The following is a 20,093-nucleotide window of genomic DNA, read 5'->3' on the forward strand; positions in this document are numbered from 1 at the left end:
CGTGGAGTTCACGCCCATCATGGTTCGATCGAGAGAAGGTGGTTCTGCTGATTGCCTACGACGACGGCCGCAGCGCGTTCCTCGTCGGTCAGCGTCTTCTGGTTTTCCTCCGGAATCAGCGAGACGTCCGCGGCGCGTCGCAGCCGTGCGAGAGCATCGTCGAGATCGGCACGAGGTATGTCTCGCAACTCGTTTCGCAACCGAGACAGCCGAACCGTGCTGCCGGGTTCACGTGCGAGCCGCGCATAAGCGGTGCGAATCGAGGCCTCGATGTCGACGGTCCGGCCGGCCTTCTCGGAGCTGTCGAGGGGTGCGGGCTCGTCTCCGCGGGGCGAGAACACATCGGCCGGACGGCTGTCGGTGCGATCCAGCCACCGACGTAGCCCTGCCAACACGGTGAACATGGCCTTGCCTGCCCCCGTCGACAGAGCCGGTGGTTCACCGCCGATCAGTTCACCGCAGGTGCGCCACCCCTTGTCGGTCAGCTCGAGAGTCATCGGTCGCACCGAAGAATTCACCTCGATCAGCCCCGAATTCTTCAGTTTGTCGCGGGAGGGCTTCGATAGCTCGGGGCCCAGTGCCTTGAGGGCGCTGTTCTTCACCGGACTCGCTTCGGCCATCAGAACGAGCAGTACTGCTGCTTCGGTGCCGTTCAGGTCTTCGGTACTCATCGAGGATCCCCCTTCGATCGTCTTCTCGATACTGCCTCGCGGATGGTAGCTACAGCGCGGTGCGGGTCGTCCATCACCTGAGCGTTGGTGAACCGCAACACCATGTACCCGTGTGTCTGCAGCTGGTTGTCGCGCACGCGGTCCTCGGCGAAGCGCTGGGCGGCACGGTGCTCGTCGCCGTCGATTTCCACGATGACTCTCTCGGTGCGCCACAGTACGTCGACTGTGAACGGACGGCCGAGTTCGCCGAGCCGAATCGACCGATTGTGCTCTCGCCCGGTGGCCCAATCGTGCTGGTCCAGCGCTCGATACAGGCGCTTCTCCGGATCGCTCGCCGGGTGGGGGTGTCCGGCGATCGGCGGATAGCTCAACGGCCGGAAGCGATCGAGGACGGTGCTGACGCCGGCAGGCACTGCGGGTGCGCGCACCGATACGGACGGAAGCCTGTCCATCCTCGACGACCCACCGCCGGTGAGCCACACGCCCGCCCGTGCGTGGGCACACATCCATTCCGCTGCGGTCGACACGATGCCGGCGTCCGCGCCGTCGGGTACGACCAGCACGAGAGCGGCAACGTCGCGGCCGTGAGCTGCCGCGAGAGCTCGCGCCGAACCTGCCGCACGGGTCTCGATGGTGAACACCGCCCGGCGTATCGGCCGTTCCGAGGAGGCGGACTCGGCCAGAGCCGCCACGTAGGGGCCGAAGTGTGCCGTGTCGGCAGCCAGGCGAACGGCGGACGTGCGAGCGGCACGCAGCTCCAATGTGGAGGTCCCCGCGTTGTGCTCGAACTCGGGGAGCCACAGCGCAGTCGAGTCGATCGCTGCGGTCTCCAGTGCCGTGACCACGGCCTCGACCAGGTCTGCCGAACGACGAGATACCGGCTCGGCGACAGTGAAGAAGACGATCGCAGGTGCGTCGGCGGGGAGCGGGTTCGCGGATTCTGCCAGCTCGCGTTCGGAAGCCCCGCGAAGTCGAGTCACTCGATCTACGGGAAGACTCGACCACCAGCCTGCGTTCTCACCGTTCCCGGTCACGGCTGCTCCCCGCCCACCCCTGTTGCCTCATCTCCGAACCGTACCGACAGAGTCCGACACGCAAGAGGCGAGCATGTCTCGATGACGACGATTTGGCTCCTGCATGGGCGTTCCCCTACAATTGACCGGTTGCCTGTGGCAGCGGTGTGTCTTCGTACGCCCGCTCTCGGCAGCCGACCGCGCGTGTCGGGACGGAAATCCGGCACGTACGTACATCCAGGTCAAGGAGAAGTTAGTGATTCAGCAGGAGTCGCGAGTACGCGTCGCTGATAACACGGGCGCGAAGGAAATCCTTTGCATCCGCGTTCTCGGTGGTTCGTCACGTCGCTACGCCGGAATCGGCGACATCATCGTAGCTACGGTGAAAGACGCCATTCCCGGTGGAAACATCAAGAAGGGTGAGGTCGTCAAGGCCGTCATCGTCCGCACCGTCAAGGAGCGCCGCCGTCCGGACGGCTCGTACATCCGTTTCGACGAGAACGCTGCGGTGCTGATCAAGCCGGACCACGACCCCCGTGGAACTCGCATCTTCGGCCCGGTCGGCCGCGAGCTGCGTGAGAAGAAGTTCATGAAGATCGTCTCGCTCGCCCCGGAGGTGCTGTAAATGAAGGTGCACAAGGGCGACACCGTTCTCGTGATCGCAGGCAAGGACAAGGGTGCCAAGGGCAAGGTCATTCAGGCCTACCCCGCTGACTCCAAGGTCCTGGTCGAAGGCGTGAACCGCATCAAGAAGCACACCGCGGTCTCCGCCAACCAGCGCGGCGCATCCTCGGGTGGCATCGTCACTCAGGAAGCCCCGATCCACGTATCGAACGTCGCAGTGGTCGACTCGGACGGAAACCCCACTCGCGTGGGCTACCGGACCGACGAAGAATCCGGCAAGCGCGTTCGTGTTTCCCGCAAGAACGGGAAGGACATCTGAGATGACTACCACCGAGAACATCGCGGGCGAACAGCCCCGCCTCAAGGCGCGCTACCGCGCTGAGATCAAAGACGCCCTGAACACCGAGTTTGCATACGAGAACGTCATGCAGATCCCCGGCATCGTCAAGGTTGTCGTCAACATGGGTGTCGGCGACGCCGCCCGTGACGCCAAGCTGATCAACGGCGCAGTTGCAGACCTCGCTGCCATCACCGGCCAGAAGCCGGAGATCCGCAAGGCTCGCAAGTCCATCGCACAGTTCAAGCTGCGCGAAGGAATGCCCATCGGCGCACGCGTCACCCTCCGTGGCGACCGCATGTGGGAGTTCCTCGACCGTCTGGTCTCCATTGCCCTTCCCCGAATCAGGGACTTCCGCGGCCTCTCGGGCACGCAGTTCGACGGCAACGGAAACTACACGTTCGGCCTCAACGAGCAGTCGATGTTCCACGAGATCGACGTGGACAAGATCGATCGTCCGCGCGGCATGGACATCACCGTAGTAACCACCGCAACCAACAACGAAGAAGGCCGCGCGCTGCTCAAGCACCTCGGCTTCCCGTTCAAGGAGAACTGAGTCCATGGCGAAGAAGGCATTGGTCAACAAGGCCAACAAGAAGCCGAAGTTCGCGGTGCGTGCATACACTCGCTGCAACCGCTGCGGCCGTCCCCATTCCGTGTTCCGCAAATTCGGCCTCTGCCGTATCTGCGTGCGCGAGATGGCACACGCCGGAGAGCTTCCCGGAGTTCGCAAGAGCTCCTGGTGATCTGAGGCCCACGGGCTTCACACACCACCACACCGACGGGCGTGGGTTCCATACGGAACCCACGCCCGTTCGGCGTTCGAACAATCGGGCCGCCCGGTACTGGGGGCGTGGTTACGCCGTATCCATCTGTCGATTTCGGCTTCGAGAGCCGACGACAGGCTTACGCTGCATCGACAGAGACGTTGGAACCGGTTGCACCACCGCGGAGGTCACCATGGCAGACGTAGCGCGCGAGCAAGTGGACTCACAGGAGAAGGAGCCCGAGCTCAAACGCGTACTCGGCCCCGGGCTGCTGCTTCTGTTCATCGTCGGAGACATCCTGGGGGCGGGCGTCTATGCCGTGACCGGCGACATGATCGAGAACGTCGGCGGGATCGCCTGGGTGCCTTTCGTTCTCGCGTTCGTGGTGGCCACGTTGACGGCCTTCTCGTACCTCGAGCTGGTCACCAAGTATCCGCAGGCGGCCGGCGCTGCGTTGTACACCCACAAAGCGTTCGGAATCCATTTCGCTACGTTCATCGTGGCGTTCGCGGTGATCTGCTCGGGTATCACCAGTGCGGCGACCTCGTCCAATGTCGTCGCCGGCAATCTTCTGGCTGGGCTTCACGAAACCTTCAGTGACGCAGACGGTCTCGGCTGGTTCGATGTTCCGACGGGCGCCACCTCTCAACTCGTCGTCGCCCTGCTCTTCATGGGCTTTCTCGCGGCGATCAATCTGCGCGGCGTCGGCGAGTCGGTGAAGTTCAACGTGGTGCTGACCGCGATCGAGATGGCGGCGCTGGCAATCGTCATTGTCATCGGATTCGTGGCAGTAGGGCAGGGGAGCGCCGAGGGGGACATCGGCAATCTCGTTGTCTTCGAGGATCAGAACGCGAAGGGGGCATTCATCGCGGTCACCATAGCGACGACCATCGCGTTCTTCGCGATGGTCGGTTTCGAGGATTCGGTCAACATGGTGGAGGAAACCAAGGAACCACAGAAGATCTTTCCGAAGACGATGTTGTCCGGTCTCGCCGTCGCCTGTCTGATCTATGTACTGGTCGTCGTCGCAGTCATCGCGGTGCTGCCGTTGAACTATGACTCGGGTAGCGAGGGAATTTTGCTGCACGTGGTGCGCACCGGCGCACCGGGTCTCCCGATCGACGAGATCTTCCCGTACATGACTGTCTTTGCAGTGGCGAACACTGCGTTGATCAATATGTTGATGGCCAGTCGGTGCATATACGGTTTGGCCAGGCAGAACGTGCTGCCTGCTGGACTGGGTGCAGTCCTGCCCGGTCGTCGCTCTCCGTGGGCGGCAATCGCTTTCACTACCGCAATGGCAGTGGGCCTTATCGTCGTCGTCAATCGGTTGTCCGGGAACTCGGTGGTGAGCGCCCTGTCGGGCACTACGGGGCTGCTCCTGCTCGGCGTGTTCTCGGTGGTGAACGTCGCGTGCCTGGTGCTCAAACAGCGGGCGGACAAGACGTTCTTCCGAGCACCGGTGTGGATTCCAGTGACCGGAGCGGCGCTCTGCTTATTCCTCGTCGGACCCTGGGCCAGAACCGATGCCCAGATGATTCAGTACAAAATTGCCGGTGCCATGTTGCTGATCGGTGTCGTCCTGTGGGCAGTGACGTACGCGGTGAACCGGGCCACCGGGCAGAAGCCGCCACGCGTCGATCCCGAGCGACTCGAGGCGGACTGAATGCGGATGAAGCCGAACCTGTGGTCGTACTCGACATGCGCGGACGGGATCTCACACCGTGCCAACGAGGGATACCACGACCGATTTTGAGAATGCCACCCGGTTCCCTACACTAGAGCGGTTGCCCGGGCTTCGTCGTGCCTGCACGCGAGTCCTTGCAATACAGAACGCAACCTCGAGTTCTCCGTACGTCAGCATTGAACATGCGGAAGCTCGTAACACCTGGCAGTGCAGCGATGCATTGCTTGGAGCGCAACCCCTGACCGGCAACAGTCGGTCAGGACATGTTCACTTCGCTGTAGGCCCACGATGTGACGAGCCAGGCCCGATAGGTTCTCCGGAACCAGAAGGCACCAGCCCGCGCGTGCTGCATGGGAACCGCTGCGAGAAAGGTGCACAGGTCACACCATGACGATGACCGATCCAATTGCAGACTTCTTGACCCGTCTGCGCAACGCCAACTCGGCGTACCACGACGAGGTGAAGCTTCCCCACTCGAAGCTCAAGGCGAACATCGCCGAGATCCTCAAGCGCGAGGGCTACATCTCCGATTACCGCACGGAAGACGCCGAGGTGGGCAAGACCCTCATCGTCGATCTGAAGTACGGCCCGAGCCGTGAGCGCAGCCTCGCCGGCGTGCGACGCGTCTCCAAGCCCGGTCTCCGGGTGTACGCAAAATCCACCAATCTGCCCAAGGTTCTCGGCGGCCTGGGCGTGGCGATCATCTCCACGTCCACCGGTCTGCTCACGGAGCGTCAGGCTGCCAAGCAGGGTGTGGGCGGAGAAGTCCTCGCCTACGTCTGGTAGGGGAGGCCACACCATGTCACGTATTGGAAAATTGCCGGTCGCAGTCCCCGCTGGCGTCGATATCACCATCGACGGCCAGGACGTTGCGGTCAAGGGCCCCAAGGGTGCCCTGAGCCTGACAGTCGCCGAGCCCATCAAGATCGCCCGCGCCGAAGACGGCACCATCGCCGTCACTCGGCCCGACGACGAGCGTAAGAGCCGCTCGCTGCATGGTCTCTCGCGCACTCTCGTCGCGAACCTCATCACCGGTGTCACCAACGGTTACACCACCAAGATGGAGATTCACGGCGTCGGTTACCGCGTCGTACTCAAGGGCAAGGACCTCGAGTTCGCACTCGGTTACAGCCATCCCGTGCTGATCGAAGCACCCGAGGGCATCACGTTCACGGTCGAGTCGCCCACGCGATTCACCGTTGTCGGCATCGACAAGCAGAAGGTCGGTCAGATCTCTGCCAACATTCGTCGTCTGCGGCGTCCGGACCCGTACAAGGGCAAGGGCATCCGCTACGAGGGTGAAGTGATCCGCCGCAAGGTCGGAAAGACGGGTAAGTGATATGAGCCAGCAAACAGCAGACAAGGCGAACGTCGTCAAGCGCACACCGCGCGGCACCGACGTCTCGACGAAGCGTCGCCTGTCGAAGGCACGTCGTCACTTCCGCCTTCGCAAGAAGATCTCCGGAACGCCCGAGCGTCCGCGCTTGGTCGTCAACCGGTCCTCGCGTCACATCCACGTGCAGTTGATCGACGATCTCGCGGGCCACACGCTGGCCAGCGCGTCGAGCATCGAAGCCGATGTGCGCGCGCTCGAGGGCGACAAGAAGGCCGTCAGCGCGAAGGTCGGCGAGCTCATCGCCACCCGTGCGAAGGCAGCCGGCGTCGAGGCAGTCGTGTTCGACCGCGGCGGCAACAACTACAGCGGCCGCATCGCGGCACTCGCAGACGCTGCCCGCGAAGGCGGGTTGACGTTCTGATGATGACAATGACTGACAACGGAAGGACAGCCTGATGCCGGGACGTCAACGGCGTGACGGCGGAAGCGGCCCCGCCGGACAGAACAGTGGCCCCAACGCAGGTGGCGACAACAACCAGCGCGGCGACAACCGCGGTGGTGGCGGTCGCGACCGTCGTGACAACGGCCGTGGCGGCAACGCCGCGGACAAGTCGAACTTCATCGAGAAGGTCGTCACGATCAACCGCGTCTCCAAGGTGGTCAAGGGTGGTCGACGCTTCAGCTTCACCGCCCTCGTCATCGTCGGTGACGGCAACGGACTGGTCGGCGTCGGCTACGGCAAGGCCAAGGAAGTTCCCGCGGCCATCCAGAAGGGTGTCGAGGAGGCTCGCAAGAGCTTCTTCCGCGTCCCGATGATCGCCGGCACCATCACGCACCCCATCCAGGGCGAAGCCGCTGCCGGCGTCGTCATGTTGCGTCCGGCCAGCGCCGGTACCGGCGTCATCGCCGGTGGCGCTGTTCGCGCAGTGCTGGAGTGCGCCGGTGTCCACGACGTGCTGTCGAAGTCGCTCGGTAGCGACAACGCCATCAACGTCGTGCACGCGACCGTCGCAGCCCTCAAGGGTCTGCAGCGTCCCGAGGAAGTTGCGGCTCGCCGCGGCCTGACCCTCGAAGAGGTTGCACCCGCCGGAATGCTGCGCGCACGCGCACAGGCAGGAGCGGTGAAGTAATGGCTCAGCTGAAGGTCACTCAGATCAAGAGCACCATCGGCCAGAAGGCGAACCAGCGTGACAGCCTGCGTACTCTCGGGCTCAAGGGCATCCGCCAGACGGTCGTCCGCGAGGACAACCCGCAGAACCGCGGACTGGTCAACACGGTGCGCCACCTCGTAACTGTTGAGGAGGTCTAACCATGACCATCAAACTGCACCACCTGCGCCCCGCAGCCGGATCCAAGTCGACGAAGATTCGCGTCGGCCGTGGTGAAGGTGGCAAGCGCGGCAAGACCGCAGGTCGCGGTACCAAGGGAACCGGCGCACGCAAGAACGTGCCGGCACGCTTCGAGGGTGGCCAGATGCCCCTCCACATGCGGCTCCCGAAGCTCAAGGGCTTCACCAACCGCAACCGTGTCGTGTTCCAGGTCGTGAACCTGCGCGACATCGAGCGCCTGTTCCCCGAGGGTGGTCAGATCGGGATCCCCGAGCTGATCGCCAAGGGAGCTGTTCGCAAGAACGAGCTCGTCAAGGTTCTCGGAGACGGAAACCTCACCGTGAAGGTCGATATCTCGGCCAACAAGTTCACGGGCTCTGCCAAGGAAAAGATCGCCGCTGCCGGCGGTTCTGCAACCGAGGTTTGAGCTTTGCTTCGATGTGCTGAGTAACAGCGCTTCGAGCAGCAGTTCGTGACGATGGCCGCAGCCACAGCTCTAGCAGCTGAGCTGCGGCCATCGTTGCCTACACGGAATGTCGTGTGTGTCGACCGATCGGCCGGGGTCCAACACTGACCGTCGGGCGATTCGATGCGCACTGTTAGAGTTCTAGAGTTCACACAAGTTCGTCTCGATGCGGTCGACGTACGTCGACCGCAGTCCATGCTCGTGAGGCTCACGGGAGCATCAGTTGCTCCCGATGAAGCACTCGCGGCGTCAACGCAGTCGTGCCAGGAGGATCTTTGCTTTCCGCCTTCGTGTCGGCCCTCAGGACTCCTGACCTGAGACGGAAGATCCTCTTCACGCTCGGTCTGGTCGCCCTCTACCGCTTCGGTGCCACGTTGCCGTCGCCCGGTGTCGATTACGCCAATGTTCGTGCCTGCATCGATCAGGTGTCCGGGGGAGACTCTGCCGGCATCTACTCGTTGATCAACCTGTTCTCCGGTGGAGCGCTCCTTCAGCTGTCGGTGTTCGCGATCGGCATCATGCCGTACATCACCGCCAGCATCATCGTGCAGCTGCTCACCGTCGTCATCCCCAAGTTCGAAGAACTCCGCAAGGAGGGACAGTCGGGCCAGGCCAAGATGACGCAGTACACGCGTTACCTGTCGATTGCACTGGCCATCCTGCAGGCGACCGGCCTGGTTGCACTTGCATCGCGAGGTCAACTTCTCCAGGGATGTCAGCAGGACATCATCGCGGATCAGTCCATTTTCGGACTCGTCATCATCGTTCTCGTCATGACCGCGGGTGCGGCGGTCGTCATGTGGTTCGGCGAAGTCATCACCGAGCGCGGTGTCGGCAACGGCATGTCGCTGCTCATCTTCGCCGGAATCGCCTCGCGCATCCCGTCCGAGGGCAACACGATCCTCGAAAGCCGTGGCGGGTTGGTCTTCGGATTCGTCTGCTTCGCGGCGTTCCTCATCATCACCGGCGTGGTCTTCGTCGAGCAGGGACAGCGCCGTATCCCGGTGCAGTACGCAAAGCGCATGGTCGGCCGGAAGATGTACGGCGGTTCGTCCACGTACCTGCCGCTCAAGGTCAACCAGGCCGGCGTCATCCCGGTGATCTTCGCGTCCTCGTTGCTCTACCTTCCCAATCTCATCGCCCAGCTCACATCCGCCAGCACTGCAGCCGATCCCAGTTGGTGGCAGCGGATCATCAACGAGTACCTGGTGAACCCGGCGAACCCGGTGTACATCGCTATCTTCTTCGGGCTGATCGTCTTCTTCACGTACTTCTACGTGGCGATCACGTTCAACCCCGAAGAGCGGGCCGACGAGATGAAGAAATTCGGTGGATTCATCCCGGGCATTCGACCGGGTAAGCCCACAGCCGATTACCTCAACTACGTTCTGAGTCGCATCACGCTGCCCGGCGCGGTGTACCTGGGCACCATTGCGGTGCTTCCCAACCTGTTCCTCGACATCGGCAGCTCTGGCGGAGCTCAGAACCTTCCGTTCGGTGGTACTGCCGTGTTGATCATGGTCAGCGTGGGCCTCGACACCGTGAAGCAGATCGAAAGCCAGCTGATGCAGCGTAACTACGAAGGGTTCCTCAAGTGAGACTTGTTCTGCTCGGTCCCCCCGGTGCCGGCAAAGGCACTCAGGCCGCTCTCCTCTCCGAGAAGCTGGGCGTGCCGCACATCTCGACCGGCGATCTTTTCCGCGCCAACATCGGCGAGAAGACCCCGCTCGGATTGGAAGCGAAGAAGTACCTCGACGCGGGCGACCTCGTGCCGAGCGAACTGACCGTCGACATGGTGCGTAGTCGTCTCGCCGAGCCCGACGCCGTCAACGGTTTCTTGCTCGACGGTTTCCCGCGCTCGGTCGGCCAGGCCGAGGCTCTGGTGGGCATTCTGTCCGACCTGAACGCTCAGCTCGATGCCGTTCTGTCGTTCATCGTCGACGAGGACGTCGTCGTGGAACGCATGCTGGCGCGCGGCCGCGAGGACGACAAAGAGGACGTCATCCGCAATCGCCTCAAGGTGTACCGCGACGAGACGGCGCCGCTGTTGGACTACTACTCCGACAAATTGGTGACTGTCGACGCGATCGGTGAGGTGGACGAAGTCAACGCTCGCGCGCTGAAGTCCATCGAGGACCACGGCAAGTAATGGCGTTCGGCCGGAAACGAAAAGTCGTCCCGTTCCGAAGCGCCGGCGAGCTCGACGCGATGGCGGCAGCCGGTGCCGTAGTGGGTGCCGCTCTCGTTGCGGTACGGGATGCAGCCAAGCCCGGAGTGTCGACGCTCGAACTCGACCGAGTTGCCGAGGCCGTCATTCGTGACGCCGGCGCGGTGCCCTCGTTTCTGGGGTACCACGGATTCACCGGAAGCATCTGCTCCTCGGTGAACGACCGCGTGGTGCATGGCATTCCGTCGGCCGACGAGCTGTTGGTCGCCGGGGATCTCGTGTCCATCGACTGTGGTGCCGTGCTGGACGGCTGGCACGGCGACTCGGCGTGGACGTTCGGCGTCGGCGACATCATCGAGGCAGATTCGTTGCTGAGCGAGGCGACGAGACTGTCGATGGAGGCGGGGATCGCAGCGATGATTCCCGGAAATCGCCTGACCGACATCTCCCACGCCATCGAGTCCGGTACACATGCGGCCGAGGATGCGCACGGTCGCAAGTACGGAATCGTCGACGGGTACGGCGGTCACGGAATCGGCCGCGAAATGCATATGGATCCATTTCTCGCGAACGAGGGTGCCCCGGGCAAAGGCCCGGAGCTCGTGGTGGGTTCCACACTGGCCATCGAACCGATGTTGACGCTCGGTACGTACGAGACCGACATTCTCGACGACGGTTGGACCGTCGTGACCACCGACGGTTCTCGCGCGGCCCATTGGGAACATACGGTCGCCGTGACCGAGGACGGCCCACGCATCCTCACGGTTCGGCCTCGCTAGAGCTACCAGGTCGACACTTACCAGGTGAGTGACGAGTAGCGGCGGCCCCCTCGGATGAGTCCGAGGTGGGCGGCCGTCAGACGTAGCCAGAGGCGAGTCGGCATACGGGTCAGTGCTGTCGGCAGCAGCGGGTTTCGTACCGCCAGCGCGAGCAGCGCGACGGAAATCGTGCGGACTCGGAACGGCGGGCATCCGGCTGCCCGGTACATTCCGCGCACGTGAGCCGACCCGTATCCCAATGCCCCGGCTTGTCTCCAGTTGTCCCGGTAGCCCGTACGCAGACGGTATTCGACCAGCGGCTCGGCTATGAAGTGCAGACGGGCACCCGATTGCTGTGCGCGCCACGAGAACTCCATGTCCTCGCTGGCGTGAACGAACTCGAGCATCCCGCCGAGATCTCGGTAGGTGGACGCGCGGCACGCCATACTCGCCCCGATGACGAACGGGCGAAACGACGACTTGCCCTGATTCGAGGGTGGGGCGAAGGGAACTGCGGCTCGCGTCGATTCGGAGTTCAGTGCCTCCGTACTCAGGCCGGTCCCCACGAGGTCGTATCGGTCCAGCTCGGCGGTGATGCGCCGCAACCATGTCGGGTGCACGACGTCGTCGGCATCGCAGAAGGCCAGAACTGGGCCCTCGGCTGCTTCCGCTCCACGGTTGCGCGCATACGACGCGCCTGGGGTGCCGGATGCATCGACGTACTTCAGATTCAATCGCTCCAGTAGCTCGTGGTTCTCCAGGAACTCTCGCACACCGTCCGTCGAGCCGTTGTCGCTGACGACGACCTCGAACGGGCCGTCGCAGTCCTGGTGCGCGAGTGCACAAAGTTGCTCGTCGAGTACATCTCTGGCGTTGTGTACGGGAATGATCACGGAGACGGCTGGGCCGCGGCCGGAAGGGTTGGAACTCAAGAGGGCACCTTGCGGGCTCGGTGGCTGAACGATGGCGGGCGGACGAAACGTTAGCTCAGTTAATCGAACGTCGCCATCCGACGTTTGCAGTGCCCGCTTCGCGCGCATTTGGCCAGATGTGTCTTTGCCGGTAACATAGATCGACGGTGCGCCCTGCGTACCGGATGTTCGCATGCCTCGAGGGCTGTGCGGCCGTCCGGCGACACCCCGACTCGGGTCCGAGGAGTCGGTCAGTGGGCATCACGGTAACGGAAACAGATGCAATCAACCAGGTGTGAGAGCCAGGATCGCGGAGGATATGGCCAAGAAAGACGGTGCTATCGAGGTAGAGGGCCGAGTTGTCGAACCGCTGCCCAATGCGATGTTTCGCATTGAGCTCGAAAACGGCCACAAGGTACTCGCCCACATCAGCGGAAAGATGCGTCAGCACTACATCCGCATCCTTCCCGAGGATCGCGTCGTGGTAGAGCTTTCGCCCTACGACCTCACGCGTGGACGCATCGTTTACCGCTACAAGTAAGAGCTTCCCCGGCCATGTCCGGTCGGGGAGAACCATGCTCGGTCCGCTGCTCGCAGCGGGTCCGAGCTACACACAGGAGATCAACGACGTGAAGGTTCAGCCGAGCGTCAAGAAGATCTGCGAGAAGTGCAAGGTGATTCGTCGTAACGGACGCGTCATGGTGATCTGCGACAACCTGCGGCACAAGCAGCGTCAGGGATAACCACCGAGCATCACGCACGTCGGCTTGGCAACAGCTAGAAGATGACCTCCCAGCACCAACCGCAACACACGCGTTGCGGCAGACCCCCGGCACGGAGGCCGGGGCCCCACTGAGTTTGTTGAAAGACGCTTCCCACCCCAGCGGTGAGAAGGACACAGGGGACGGACTGGGAGCAGACCTCCGGACAAGAAAAGGAAATGCCACATGGCACGTCTCGCAGGTGTGGATCTGCCGCGCGAAAAGCGCATGGAGATCGCACTGACTTACATCTACGGCGTCGGCCGTACCCGCTCCAAGGAAATTCTCGCAGCAACGGGCGTCAGCCCCGACCTGCGCAGCAAGGATCTCGGCGACGACGATCTGCGCAAGCTCAGCGATTACATCAACGAGTCCCTCAAGGTCGAGGGCGATCTGCGCCGCGAGGTGCAGGCCGACATCCGACGCAAGATCGAAATCGGCTGCTACCAGGGTCTTCGCCACCGTCGTGGTCTGCCCGTCCGTGGACAGCGCACCAAGACCAATGCGCGTACCCGTAAGGGACCCAAGCGCACCATTGCCGGCAAGAAGAAGGCGAAGTAATGCCCCCCAAAGCACGCGGTACCGGTCCGAAGAAGGCGCAGAAGACGCGTCGCAGGGACAAGAAGAACGTCCCGCACGGATCTGCGCACATCAAGAGCACGTTCAACAACACGATCGTGTCGATCACCGACCCCGCCGGAAACGTCATCTCGTGGGCGTCCTCGGGACACGTGGGCTTCAAGGGCTCGCGCAAGTCGACTCCGTTCGCCGCACAGCTCGCAGCCGAGAACGCTGCGCGCAAGGCTCAGGAGCACGGCGTCAAGAAGGTCGACGTGTTCGTCAAGGGTCCCGGCTCCGGCCGTGAGACCGCGATCCGCTCGCTTCAGGCCGCAGGCCTCGAGGTCGGCACCATCTCCGATGTCACCCCTCAGCCGCACAACGGCTGCCGTCCGCCCAAGCGGCGTCGGGTCTAGCGGGAAGGAAAGGTTTAGAAAATGGCACGTTATACCGGTCCTATCACCCGCAAGTCGCGTCGTCTGCGCGTCGACCTCGTCGGAGGCGACCAGGCGTTCGAGCGTCGTCCCTACCCGCCCGGCCAGCACGGTCGCGCGCGGATCAAGGAGAGCGAGTACCTGCTCCAGCTGCAGGAGAAGCAGAAGGCTCGCTTCACCTACGGCGTCATGGAGAAGCAGTTCCGTCTGTACTACAAGGAAGCCAACAGGGCTGCCGGCAAGACCGGTGAGAACCTGCTGACCATCCTCGAGACTCGCCTCGACAACGTCGTCTACCGTGCGGGTCTCGCACGTACGCGTCGTCAGGCACGCCAGCTGGTCACCCATGGCCACTTCCTCGTGAACAACAAGCGAGTGGACATCCCCAGCTACCGCGTCTCGCAGTACGACATCATCGATGTCCGCGAGAAGTCCGCGCAGACCCTGCCGATCCAGATCGCTCGTGAGAGCTACGGCGATCGTCCGGTGGCTCCGTGGCTGCAGGTCGTCCCCAACCGTCTTCGCATCCTGGTTCACCGGGTGCCGGAGCGCGCACAGATCGATGTGCCGCTCCAGGAGCAGCTCATCGTCGAGTACTACTCGAAGTAAGGCGCAGCACGCATGTGAGTCTCCCCGCGAGGCTCACATGCGTCTTCGCCTCCACACGTGGGCGTCAAATAGCGGACGCCCGTACAGGAGGAACACAGAATGCTCATTTCACAGCGCCCGACGCTGACCGAAGAGGTCATCGCCGACAACCGCTCGAAATTCGTCATCGAGCCGCTCGAGCCCGGCTTCGGTTACACACTCGGCAACTCGCTCCGCCGCACCCTGCTGTCGTCGATCCCCGGCGCTGCTGTCACCAGCATCCGTATCGACGGCGTCCTCCACGAATTCACCACCGTTCCCGGAGTCAAGGAAGATGTCACCGACATCATCCTGAACCTCAAGGGACTGGTCGTGAGCTCCGAAGAAGACGAACCGGTCACCATGTACGTCCGCAAGCAGGGCCCCGGCGCTGTGACCGCAGGCGACATCGTGCCCCCGGCCGGCGTCACGGTGAACAATCCGGATCTGCACATCGCGACCCTGAACGACAAGGGCAAGTTGGAGATCGAGCTCGTCGTCGAGCGCGGTCGCGGCTACGTCCCCGCCGTTCAGAACAAGGCATCGGGTGCCGAGATCGGCCGTATTCCGGTCGACTCGATCTACTCTCCCGTGCTCAAGGTCACCTACAAGGTGGAGGCCACCCGCGTCGAACAGCGCACCGACTTCGATCGGCTCGTTCTCGACGTGGAGACCAAGAATTCCATCACCGCGCGGGACGCGCTCGCTTCGGCGGGCAAGACCCTGGTTGAGCTCTTCGGCCTCGCCCGTGAGCTGAACGTCGAAGCAGAAGGCATCGAGATCGGACCCTCGCCCGCCGAGGCCGATCACATCGCTTCCTTCGGACTCCCCATCGAGGATCTGGACCTGACGGTTCGTTCCTACAACTGCCTCAAGCGCGAAGGTGTTCACACCGTCGGCGAGCTGGTTGGTCGTACCGAGTCCGATCTGCTCGACATCCGTAACTTCGGGCAGAAGTCCATCGACGAGGTGAAGGTCAAGCTGCATTCGCTCGGCCTTTCCCTCAAGGACAGCCCCGCGTCGTTCGATCCGAGCACCGTGCCTGGCTACGACGCCACCACGGGCACGTGGAGTGACACCGACGCAGGCTCCTTCGGCGACACCGAAGGCGCCGAGCAGGACTACGCCGAGACAGAACAGCTGTAATCAGCTCGCTGGAGCTCTTACTAGGAGATTCATCATGCCCAAGCCCACCAAGGGCCGCCGTCTCGGCGGGTCGGCGTCACACCAGAAGGCCATCCTGGCCAACCTGGCGACGTCACTCTTCGAGCACGGCCGCATCACCACCACCGAGTCGAAGGCCAAGCGCCTTCGTCCCCACGCCGAGAAGCTCGTCACCCATGCCAAGAAGGGTGATCTGGCTCATCGTCGTGAGGTTCTCAAGACGATCAACAACAAAGATGTCGTGCACAAGCTCTTCGCCGAGATCGGGCCTTTCTTCGCCGATCGCGACGGTGGCTACACGCGCATCATCAAGACTGTCCCCCGTAAGGGTGACAACTCGCCGATGGCCATCATCGAGCTCGTCAACGAGCAGACGGTGTCCAACGAAGCCGACCGCGCACGCCGCGTGAAGGCATCGAAGGCTGCTCCCGCCGCAACCGAGGCTCCGGCCGAGGACACGGCAGAAGACAACGTCGTCGAGGCTGTCGAAGCCGACGCGACCGACGCCGAGGTGGCCAACGCCGACGCAGTCATCGAAGGCATCGAGGACAATGACGCTCACGCGTCGGACGCCCCCGAGGCCGAGGATGCGAAGAAGGACTAGTCCTTGTGAGCTCCGAGCACGACCGAAGCGGGCCCGCCATTTCCTCAGGAGATGGCGGGCCCGCTTTGTCGGTCCCCACCAGATATCGGCTCGACATCTCCTACGACGGCACGAACTTCTCCGGATGGGCGCGTCAACCAGGTATCCGTACGGTCTGTGGCGTGCTCGAACAAGCCTTCTCCACCGTTCTTCGCCAACCCATCGAGCTGACGGTCGCCGGCCGAACCGACGCGGGAGTACACGCGTCCGGTCAGGTGGCACATTTCGATGCCGTCGACGTTCCGGATGATCACGACCGACTGGTCCGGCGAATGGCACGGTTTCTGCCAACTGATGTTCGGGTCCGATCGATCAGCATCGTCCCCCGCGATTTCGATGCTCGCTTCTCGGCGTTTCGCCGACACTACGAGTACCGATTCAGCACCGCACTGTACGGAGTCGACCCCCTCGACGTGGCCGGGGTTGTCTCCTGGCCACGGCACATCGATCTGGACGCCGTACACGAGGCATCGCAGGCACTGATCGGACTGCACGATTTCGCAGCGTTCTGCAAGAGGCGAGACGGTGCCACGACAGTGCGAGAACTGCAGCGTTTCGACTGGGTCCGCGAGGGGGATCGATTGACCGCGTACGTCAGCGCCGATGCGTTCTGCTGGTCGATGGTGCGCAGTCTGGTCGGGGCGATGCAGGCCGTAGGTGAAGGACGACGAACCCCCGACTGGGCACGTTCTCTGCTCGGTCGTCGAGAACGTGCGAGCGAGGTGGCGGTGGCCCCGGCCCACGGACTTGCCCTGGTGCGGGTCGACTATCCACCCGCCGACATGTTGGCCGCGCGCAATGCTGCCACCCGGGAGACTCGACCGGCAATCGTCGGCGACGAATGTTGTGGAGGAGAAGGATGAGCGACGATCGCGCCGGGTCCGGTGCCGACACGAAGCAGCCGATACGTCTCGCGGTGGTCACCGGCAGCGTTCGGGAGGGGCGGGTGGGACCCACCGTCGCAGCCTGGGTACGGAGCGTGGCGTCGGCGCGCGACTCCCTCACGGTGGTGGATGTCGATCTCGCGGACTTCGATCTCCCGAACAGCTTGACGTCGAGCGAGGACTCCGAACGTTTCACCCGCATCGTGGGCGAGGCCGACGCGTTCGTCCTCGTCACTCCCGAATACAACCACGCTGTGCCCGGCTCGCTGAAGACCGCGCTCGACACGGTGAAGTACGAATGGCGTTCCAAGCCAGTGGGATTCGTATCCTATGGCGGTCTGGCGGGTGGTGTGCGTGCGACCGAGCAACTGCGCCTCATCGCCGCAGAGCTACACATGGTGTCGGTACGGGATTCGGTATCACTCCATCGCGTGCGTCGGCGTTTCGACGAGGCCGGTGGCGTCGACGATCCCGCTGCTGTCGACTCCTTGGGGCGATTGCTCGACCAACTCCAGTGGTGGGCCGGCGCAGTGTCGAGCGCGCGGGCGCGCGTCCCGTACCCCGGCTGACCATTTCAGACTCGGACGGCGGGTCGGAGACTTCTCGGTCGACCGATGAACGTCGTTTCCTGCGGAATGGTGACCAGCGTCAGTTCGATGTCGATCGGACCAGAACGCACCCGAATTCGGTCACCCGACGCACGCGGCTGAACGATCGACAGCGTCGCGGTGAATCTCTGTCGGGTCGGCCGGGGTGCCGCCGGATCATGCGGCGGTTCGTGTTCGGTCAGCGAGATCACAGTGACGCCGGGGTCAGATTGGTGATCGAGCGAGATGGAGCCGTCTGCGAAGTCGACCACGACGACGTCGTACGAGGGCCGCACCCGAGTGTGGTCGCTGTCGACCAGAAACCGGTCGGGCTCCCCGATGGCGTCGCGGAGGGCTCCCCAGGCGTGCAGTCTGTCCGTTCTGACGACAACTCGCGCTCCGATCGCCACGGCTCTGAACAGAAGCTGCTGGGCGAGGTAGAGCTCGCCCACAATGCTGACCCGGGGCAGGTTCGCCCCGAAGATCCGCGCTGCCACACCGTTTCCGTTCGCATCCGATCCCAGGAGTTGGCCGCAACCGCTGACAGGGAACGCCCAGGCCTGCAGTGCGGAGGTCGAGAGGGTTCCGACCGGCATCACTGCCGAGTGTGTTGCGACGGCCAGCGGCAACTGCGCGAGAATGCCGTCTCGTTGACGTCCGGCCATCGAGATCAGTGAAGCAATGTCGGGTCTCGGGATTGTCTCTCGCGCGGCGAATCTGCAGGACGCACGAACGCGGACGCGGCTCGGTTCGTCGGTGGGGCGCAGGTGGACGGAGATGGCCGTACCCAGCGACGGTACCGCCCACAAGGCCGACAGATCCTCGACAGTGACTGTGCTGCAATCGATTCCGTAACCAGTACTTGCCGCGCCCGGTAACGGGGCGAAGGACCACACCTGAGTGAGATCGGCGGTGCTGACACCGCGGCTCAGGTGTAGAGAAGTGGCGCGAAGTTGTGCGGCCGTCGACAGCCGTGTGGACAGCCCCTGAGATTCCAGGGCGCGTGCGACGCGAAGGGCTGCAACGACCGCGGTTCGGGCCGCCCCCGTCCGGCCCGTGCCCCTCGCTGCCATCGCCCGTGCGTTGTCGCGCACGTCGAGAGTGACCGACACCCACACCGTCCGCTGCGCGACGGCGGGCAACGGCCCGATGAGGCCCTCGTACACATCGGTGGCCACCGAACCGTCGGCGGTTCGAAACCCGAGCGCGACGATGTCGATTGCGGCAACGTCGACGTCGTGCTGCCGAAAGCACGACGTCAACGTCTCGATGGGCAGCGTGTGTCGTGTGTCGGCTCGCGTTCGCGCCAGAACTGTCGTGTCGTGTTCCGGTGCGATGATCTCCACGGTGCACGTGACGGTATTGCGCTGCCAGTGCACACCGACGGGTCGGCCGTCGGGGTCGGTATGTTCTGTTGTCACCCCGACGGCGGGGACTCGGCCGAATCCGAAGCGTAGAGCGACGATCAGCCAGCCGGCGATCGACGTGCGCCGAAAGGCAACGAACGGGACGAGCGACATCGTTGCCGCGGCGGTGAGCGTCCACTCCACGGGCACGTCGGCCGCGAGCAGGGTGAGAATCGTTGTCACAGCGGCAATTTCGGCCGTGAGGAACCCTCGGACAGTCGGCACGGCGAACGACACGACCGACGTGCGCCGTCGCCTCCTCGAACGCGTCATCACACACCCTCCCCCCGAAGGTTGCAGCCCGATCGATCGTCGCCGATGCGGTCGCCGATGGGTGCGGACGAACTGTACTGTGTCGCGTGACCCGATGGGGGATCGGGTCGGCACAATCCTGGGGAGGAATCGTGGCGTCGACTCCGACGACGAAATGGCAGGTCGGCGGATACCGCTTTCTCGTCCGACGAATGGAACATGCCCTCATCAGGCGCGACGCGCGGATGCTGCACGATCCGATGAAGTCGCAGTCGCGCGCGCTCATGGTGGGTGTCGTCGTCGCATGCGTCGGTCTGGCGGGCTGCGCTGCCCTGGCGCTGTTTCGGCCTCAGGACAAGATCGGCGACGCATCGATCGTGGTCGGTAAGGAGTCGGCCGCCATGTTCGTCAGCGTCGACGGCGTGTTCCATCCGGTGCTGAATCTGGCGTCGGCGCGGTTGATCGTGGGAAGGCCCGACAACCCTGTGACGGTGAAGGAAACGGAACTGGCGTCACGACCTCGCGGTGCGTTGGTCGGAATCCCCGGTGCCCCGTCGGCGTTGCCGAACGACCCGGACGGCGAGGCCGAGTCGTGGACCGTGTGCGACACCGTCGATCCGATCGCCGGCGTCACGTCCACAACAGTGATCGTGGGGGAGCCCCGCTACGGCGAGAACGCGGCTGCACTCGGCCCATCCGAGGCTTTCCTGTG

The 20,093-nt window shown here is 63.5% G+C and carries 28 protein-coding genes; 24 read left to right on the top strand and 4 right to left on the bottom strand.

Annotation, left to right across the window (positions count from 1 at the left end; genetic code table 11):
- Positions 1–17: 17 nt before the first annotated feature.
- Both E4P29_RS20540 and E4P29_RS20545 read right to left on the bottom strand, forming a co-directional pair.
- The gene (locus E4P29_RS20540) at positions 18–671 is read right to left on the bottom strand and encodes a hypothetical protein (protein ID WP_135046982.1); all 654 of its coding nucleotides are present in this window, start codon (positions 669–671) and stop codon (positions 18–20) included.
- Positions 668–1,705 carry a DUF559 domain-containing protein gene (locus tag E4P29_RS20545; RefSeq protein ID WP_135046983.1) on the bottom strand — a complete coding sequence of 346 codons (1,038 nt, stop codon included), beginning with the start codon at positions 1,703–1,705 and terminating at the stop codon, positions 668–670. The genes E4P29_RS20540 and E4P29_RS20545 overlap by 4 nt, the downstream gene beginning before the upstream one ends.
- Before the next feature lie 235 nt (positions 1,706–1,940).
- Between E4P29_RS20545 and rplN the strand changes: the two genes are divergently transcribed.
- The 14 genes from rplN (at position 1,941) to map (ending at position 11,175) form a co-directional block, all read left to right on the top strand.
- On the top strand, positions 1,941–2,309 hold the full coding sequence (rplN, locus tag E4P29_RS20550) for a 50S ribosomal protein L14 (protein WP_027496320.1): 369 nt from the start codon (positions 1,941–1,943) through the stop codon (positions 2,307–2,309).
- A complete protein-coding gene (gene rplX, locus E4P29_RS20555; RefSeq protein WP_008718278.1) occupies positions 2,310–2,627 on the top strand; it encodes a 50S ribosomal protein L24 in 318 nt (105 codons plus the stop codon).
- Between the two features lies 1 nt (position 2,628).
- Complete coding sequence (rplE, locus tag E4P29_RS20560) at positions 2,629–3,201, top strand: 50S ribosomal protein L5 (protein ID WP_008718275.1); 573 nt, start codon at positions 2,629–2,631, stop codon at positions 3,199–3,201.
- 4 nt (positions 3,202–3,205) lie between these two features.
- Complete coding sequence (locus E4P29_RS20565) at positions 3,206–3,391, top strand: type Z 30S ribosomal protein S14 (RefSeq protein WP_008718273.1); 186 nt, start codon at positions 3,206–3,208, stop codon at positions 3,389–3,391.
- Between the two features lie 214 nt (positions 3,392–3,605).
- Entirely contained in the window at positions 3,606–5,078 is a 1,473-nt protein-coding gene (locus E4P29_RS20570; protein WP_135046984.1) for an APC family permease, read from the top strand.
- 408 nt (positions 5,079–5,486) lie between these two features.
- The gene (gene rpsH, locus E4P29_RS20575) at positions 5,487–5,885 is read left to right on the top strand and encodes a 30S ribosomal protein S8 (RefSeq protein ID WP_008718266.1); all 399 of its coding nucleotides are present in this window, start codon (positions 5,487–5,489) and stop codon (positions 5,883–5,885) included.
- A 13-nt stretch (positions 5,886–5,898) separates the two neighbouring features.
- A complete protein-coding gene (gene rplF / locus E4P29_RS20580; RefSeq protein ID WP_135046985.1) occupies positions 5,899–6,438 on the top strand; it encodes a 50S ribosomal protein L6 in 540 nt (179 codons plus the stop codon).
- A gap of 1 nt (position 6,439) precedes the next feature.
- The gene (gene rplR, locus E4P29_RS20585; protein ID WP_135046986.1) at positions 6,440–6,856 is read left to right on the top strand and encodes a 50S ribosomal protein L18; all 417 of its coding nucleotides are present in this window, start codon (positions 6,440–6,442) and stop codon (positions 6,854–6,856) included.
- 34 nt (positions 6,857–6,890) lie between these two features.
- Positions 6,891–7,565, top strand: coding sequence for a 30S ribosomal protein S5 (rpsE, locus tag E4P29_RS20590; RefSeq protein WP_032365630.1), 675 nt, complete (start codon positions 6,891–6,893; stop codon positions 7,563–7,565).
- Positions 7,565–7,744, top strand: a complete 180-nt coding sequence (rpmD, locus tag E4P29_RS20595; protein WP_008718256.1) for a 50S ribosomal protein L30 — start codon at positions 7,565–7,567, stop codon at positions 7,742–7,744. Before rpsE ends, rpmD begins: the two co-directional genes overlap by 1 nt.
- A 2-nt stretch (positions 7,745–7,746) precedes the next feature.
- Positions 7,747–8,190 carry a 50S ribosomal protein L15 gene (gene rplO, locus E4P29_RS20600; protein ID WP_027496326.1) on the top strand — a complete coding sequence of 148 codons (444 nt, stop codon included), beginning with the start codon at positions 7,747–7,749 and terminating at the stop codon, positions 8,188–8,190.
- A gap of 314 nt (positions 8,191–8,504) precedes the next feature.
- Entirely contained in the window at positions 8,505–9,827 is a 1,323-nt protein-coding gene (secY, locus tag E4P29_RS20605; RefSeq protein ID WP_135046987.1) for a preprotein translocase subunit SecY, read from the top strand.
- On the top strand, positions 9,824–10,378 hold the full coding sequence (locus E4P29_RS20610; RefSeq protein ID WP_135046988.1) for an adenylate kinase: 555 nt from the start codon (positions 9,824–9,826) through the stop codon (positions 10,376–10,378). Before secY ends, E4P29_RS20610 begins: the two co-directional genes overlap by 4 nt.
- A complete protein-coding gene (map, locus tag E4P29_RS20615; protein ID WP_135046989.1) occupies positions 10,378–11,175 on the top strand; it encodes a type I methionyl aminopeptidase in 798 nt (265 codons plus the stop codon). Before E4P29_RS20610 ends, map begins: the two co-directional genes overlap by 1 nt.
- 17 nt (positions 11,176–11,192) lie before the next feature.
- Here map and E4P29_RS20620 read toward each other — a convergent pair whose 3' ends face one another.
- Positions 11,193–12,086 carry a glycosyltransferase family A protein gene (locus E4P29_RS20620; protein WP_167735569.1) on the bottom strand — a complete coding sequence of 298 codons (894 nt, stop codon included), beginning with the start codon at positions 12,084–12,086 and terminating at the stop codon, positions 11,193–11,195.
- 298 nt (positions 12,087–12,384) lie between these two features.
- Here E4P29_RS20620 and infA point away from each other — a divergent pair, with 298 nt between their 5' ends.
- From infA to E4P29_RS20665, 9 genes are all read left to right on the top strand, one after another.
- Complete coding sequence (gene infA, locus E4P29_RS20625; protein WP_005140011.1) at positions 12,385–12,606, top strand: translation initiation factor IF-1; 222 nt, start codon at positions 12,385–12,387, stop codon at positions 12,604–12,606.
- 88 nt (positions 12,607–12,694) lie between these two features.
- The gene (gene rpmJ, locus E4P29_RS20630; RefSeq protein ID WP_025347279.1) at positions 12,695–12,808 is read left to right on the top strand and encodes a 50S ribosomal protein L36; all 114 of its coding nucleotides are present in this window, start codon (positions 12,695–12,697) and stop codon (positions 12,806–12,808) included.
- Between the two features lie 204 nt (positions 12,809–13,012).
- Complete coding sequence (gene rpsM / locus E4P29_RS20635) at positions 13,013–13,387, top strand: 30S ribosomal protein S13 (protein ID WP_027496330.1); 375 nt, start codon at positions 13,013–13,015, stop codon at positions 13,385–13,387.
- Positions 13,387–13,800: a 30S ribosomal protein S11 gene (rpsK, locus tag E4P29_RS20640; protein WP_027496331.1), complete on the top strand. Its 414-nt coding sequence runs from the start codon at positions 13,387–13,389 to the stop codon at positions 13,798–13,800. The genes rpsM and rpsK overlap by 1 nt, the downstream gene beginning before the upstream one ends.
- Before the next feature lie 21 nt (positions 13,801–13,821).
- A complete protein-coding gene (gene rpsD / locus E4P29_RS20645) occupies positions 13,822–14,427 on the top strand; it encodes a 30S ribosomal protein S4 (protein ID WP_008718223.1) in 606 nt (201 codons plus the stop codon).
- A gap of 99 nt (positions 14,428–14,526) precedes the next feature.
- Positions 14,527–15,591, top strand: coding sequence for a DNA-directed RNA polymerase subunit alpha (locus tag E4P29_RS20650; protein WP_027496332.1), 1,065 nt, complete (start codon positions 14,527–14,529; stop codon positions 15,589–15,591).
- A gap of 34 nt (positions 15,592–15,625) precedes the next feature.
- On the top strand, positions 15,626–16,213 hold the full coding sequence (gene rplQ, locus E4P29_RS20655) for a 50S ribosomal protein L17 (RefSeq protein WP_135046991.1): 588 nt from the start codon (positions 15,626–15,628) through the stop codon (positions 16,211–16,213).
- Positions 16,214–16,218: 5 nt separating this feature from the next.
- Positions 16,219–17,115 carry a tRNA pseudouridine(38-40) synthase TruA gene (truA, locus tag E4P29_RS20660; RefSeq protein ID WP_135046992.1) on the top strand — a complete coding sequence of 299 codons (897 nt, stop codon included), beginning with the start codon at positions 16,219–16,221 and terminating at the stop codon, positions 17,113–17,115.
- Positions 17,112–17,705: an NAD(P)H-dependent oxidoreductase gene (locus E4P29_RS20665; protein ID WP_135046993.1), complete on the top strand. Its 594-nt coding sequence runs from the start codon at positions 17,112–17,114 to the stop codon at positions 17,703–17,705. Before truA ends, E4P29_RS20665 begins: the two co-directional genes overlap by 4 nt.
- Positions 17,706–17,710: 5 nt before the next feature.
- Here the strand turns inward: E4P29_RS20665 and eccE are convergent, their stop codons facing one another.
- On the bottom strand, positions 17,711–19,402 hold the full coding sequence (eccE, locus tag E4P29_RS20670) for a type VII secretion protein EccE (RefSeq protein ID WP_135046994.1): 1,692 nt from the start codon (positions 19,400–19,402) through the stop codon (positions 17,711–17,713).
- Between the two features lie 131 nt (positions 19,403–19,533).
- On the opposite strand from eccE, the gene eccB reads away from it, so the two are divergent.
- The coding region (gene eccB / locus E4P29_RS20675) for a type VII secretion protein EccB (protein ID WP_135047005.1) at positions 19,534–20,093 on the top strand (560 nt) is incomplete at its 3' end.

The sequence above is a fragment of the Rhodococcus sp. 1R11 genome (genome assembly GCF_004563845.1).
Taxonomy (GTDB): domain Bacteria; phylum Actinomycetota; class Actinomycetes; order Mycobacteriales; family Mycobacteriaceae; genus Rhodococcoides.

What these genes read in the sequence shown, in the direction of transcription:
- E4P29_RS20540 (WP_135046982.1), bottom strand. Translation starts at nt 671, where the DNA reads ATGAGTACCGAAGACCTGAACGGCACCGAAGCAGCAGTACTGCTCGTT.
- rplX (WP_008718278.1), top strand. Translation starts at nt 2,310, where the DNA reads ATGAAGGTGCACAAGGGCGACACCGTTCTCGTGATCGCAGGCAAGGAC.
- rplE (WP_008718275.1), top strand. Translation starts at nt 2,629, where the DNA reads ATGACTACCACCGAGAACATCGCGGGCGAACAGCCCCGCCTCAAGGCG.
- E4P29_RS20565 (WP_008718273.1), top strand. Translation starts at nt 3,206, where the DNA reads ATGGCGAAGAAGGCATTGGTCAACAAGGCCAACAAGAAGCCGAAGTTC.
- E4P29_RS20570 (WP_135046984.1), top strand. Translation starts at nt 3,606, where the DNA reads ATGGCAGACGTAGCGCGCGAGCAAGTGGACTCACAGGAGAAGGAGCCC.
- rpsH (WP_008718266.1), top strand. Translation starts at nt 5,487, where the DNA reads ATGACGATGACCGATCCAATTGCAGACTTCTTGACCCGTCTGCGCAAC.
- rplF (WP_135046985.1), top strand. Translation starts at nt 5,899, where the DNA reads ATGTCACGTATTGGAAAATTGCCGGTCGCAGTCCCCGCTGGCGTCGAT.
- rplR (WP_135046986.1), top strand. Translation starts at nt 6,440, where the DNA reads ATGAGCCAGCAAACAGCAGACAAGGCGAACGTCGTCAAGCGCACACCG.
- rpsE (WP_032365630.1), top strand. Translation starts at nt 6,891, where the DNA reads ATGCCGGGACGTCAACGGCGTGACGGCGGAAGCGGCCCCGCCGGACAG.
- rpmD (WP_008718256.1), top strand. Translation starts at nt 7,565, where the DNA reads ATGGCTCAGCTGAAGGTCACTCAGATCAAGAGCACCATCGGCCAGAAG.
- rplO (WP_027496326.1), top strand. Translation starts at nt 7,747, where the DNA reads ATGACCATCAAACTGCACCACCTGCGCCCCGCAGCCGGATCCAAGTCG.
- map (WP_135046989.1), top strand. Translation starts at nt 10,378, where the DNA reads ATGGCGTTCGGCCGGAAACGAAAAGTCGTCCCGTTCCGAAGCGCCGGC.
- infA (WP_005140011.1), top strand. Translation starts at nt 12,385, where the DNA reads ATGGCCAAGAAAGACGGTGCTATCGAGGTAGAGGGCCGAGTTGTCGAA.
- rpsM (WP_027496330.1), top strand. Translation starts at nt 13,013, where the DNA reads ATGGCACGTCTCGCAGGTGTGGATCTGCCGCGCGAAAAGCGCATGGAG.
- rpsK (WP_027496331.1), top strand. Translation starts at nt 13,387, where the DNA reads ATGCCCCCCAAAGCACGCGGTACCGGTCCGAAGAAGGCGCAGAAGACG.
- rpsD (WP_008718223.1), top strand. Translation starts at nt 13,822, where the DNA reads ATGGCACGTTATACCGGTCCTATCACCCGCAAGTCGCGTCGTCTGCGC.
- E4P29_RS20650 (WP_027496332.1), top strand. Translation starts at nt 14,527, where the DNA reads ATGCTCATTTCACAGCGCCCGACGCTGACCGAAGAGGTCATCGCCGAC.
- rplQ (WP_135046991.1), top strand. Translation starts at nt 15,626, where the DNA reads ATGCCCAAGCCCACCAAGGGCCGCCGTCTCGGCGGGTCGGCGTCACAC.
- E4P29_RS20665 (WP_135046993.1), top strand. Translation starts at nt 17,112, where the DNA reads ATGAGCGACGATCGCGCCGGGTCCGGTGCCGACACGAAGCAGCCGATA.
- eccE (WP_135046994.1), bottom strand. Translation starts at nt 19,402, where the DNA reads ATGACGCGTTCGAGGAGGCGACGGCGCACGTCGGTCGTGTCGTTCGCC.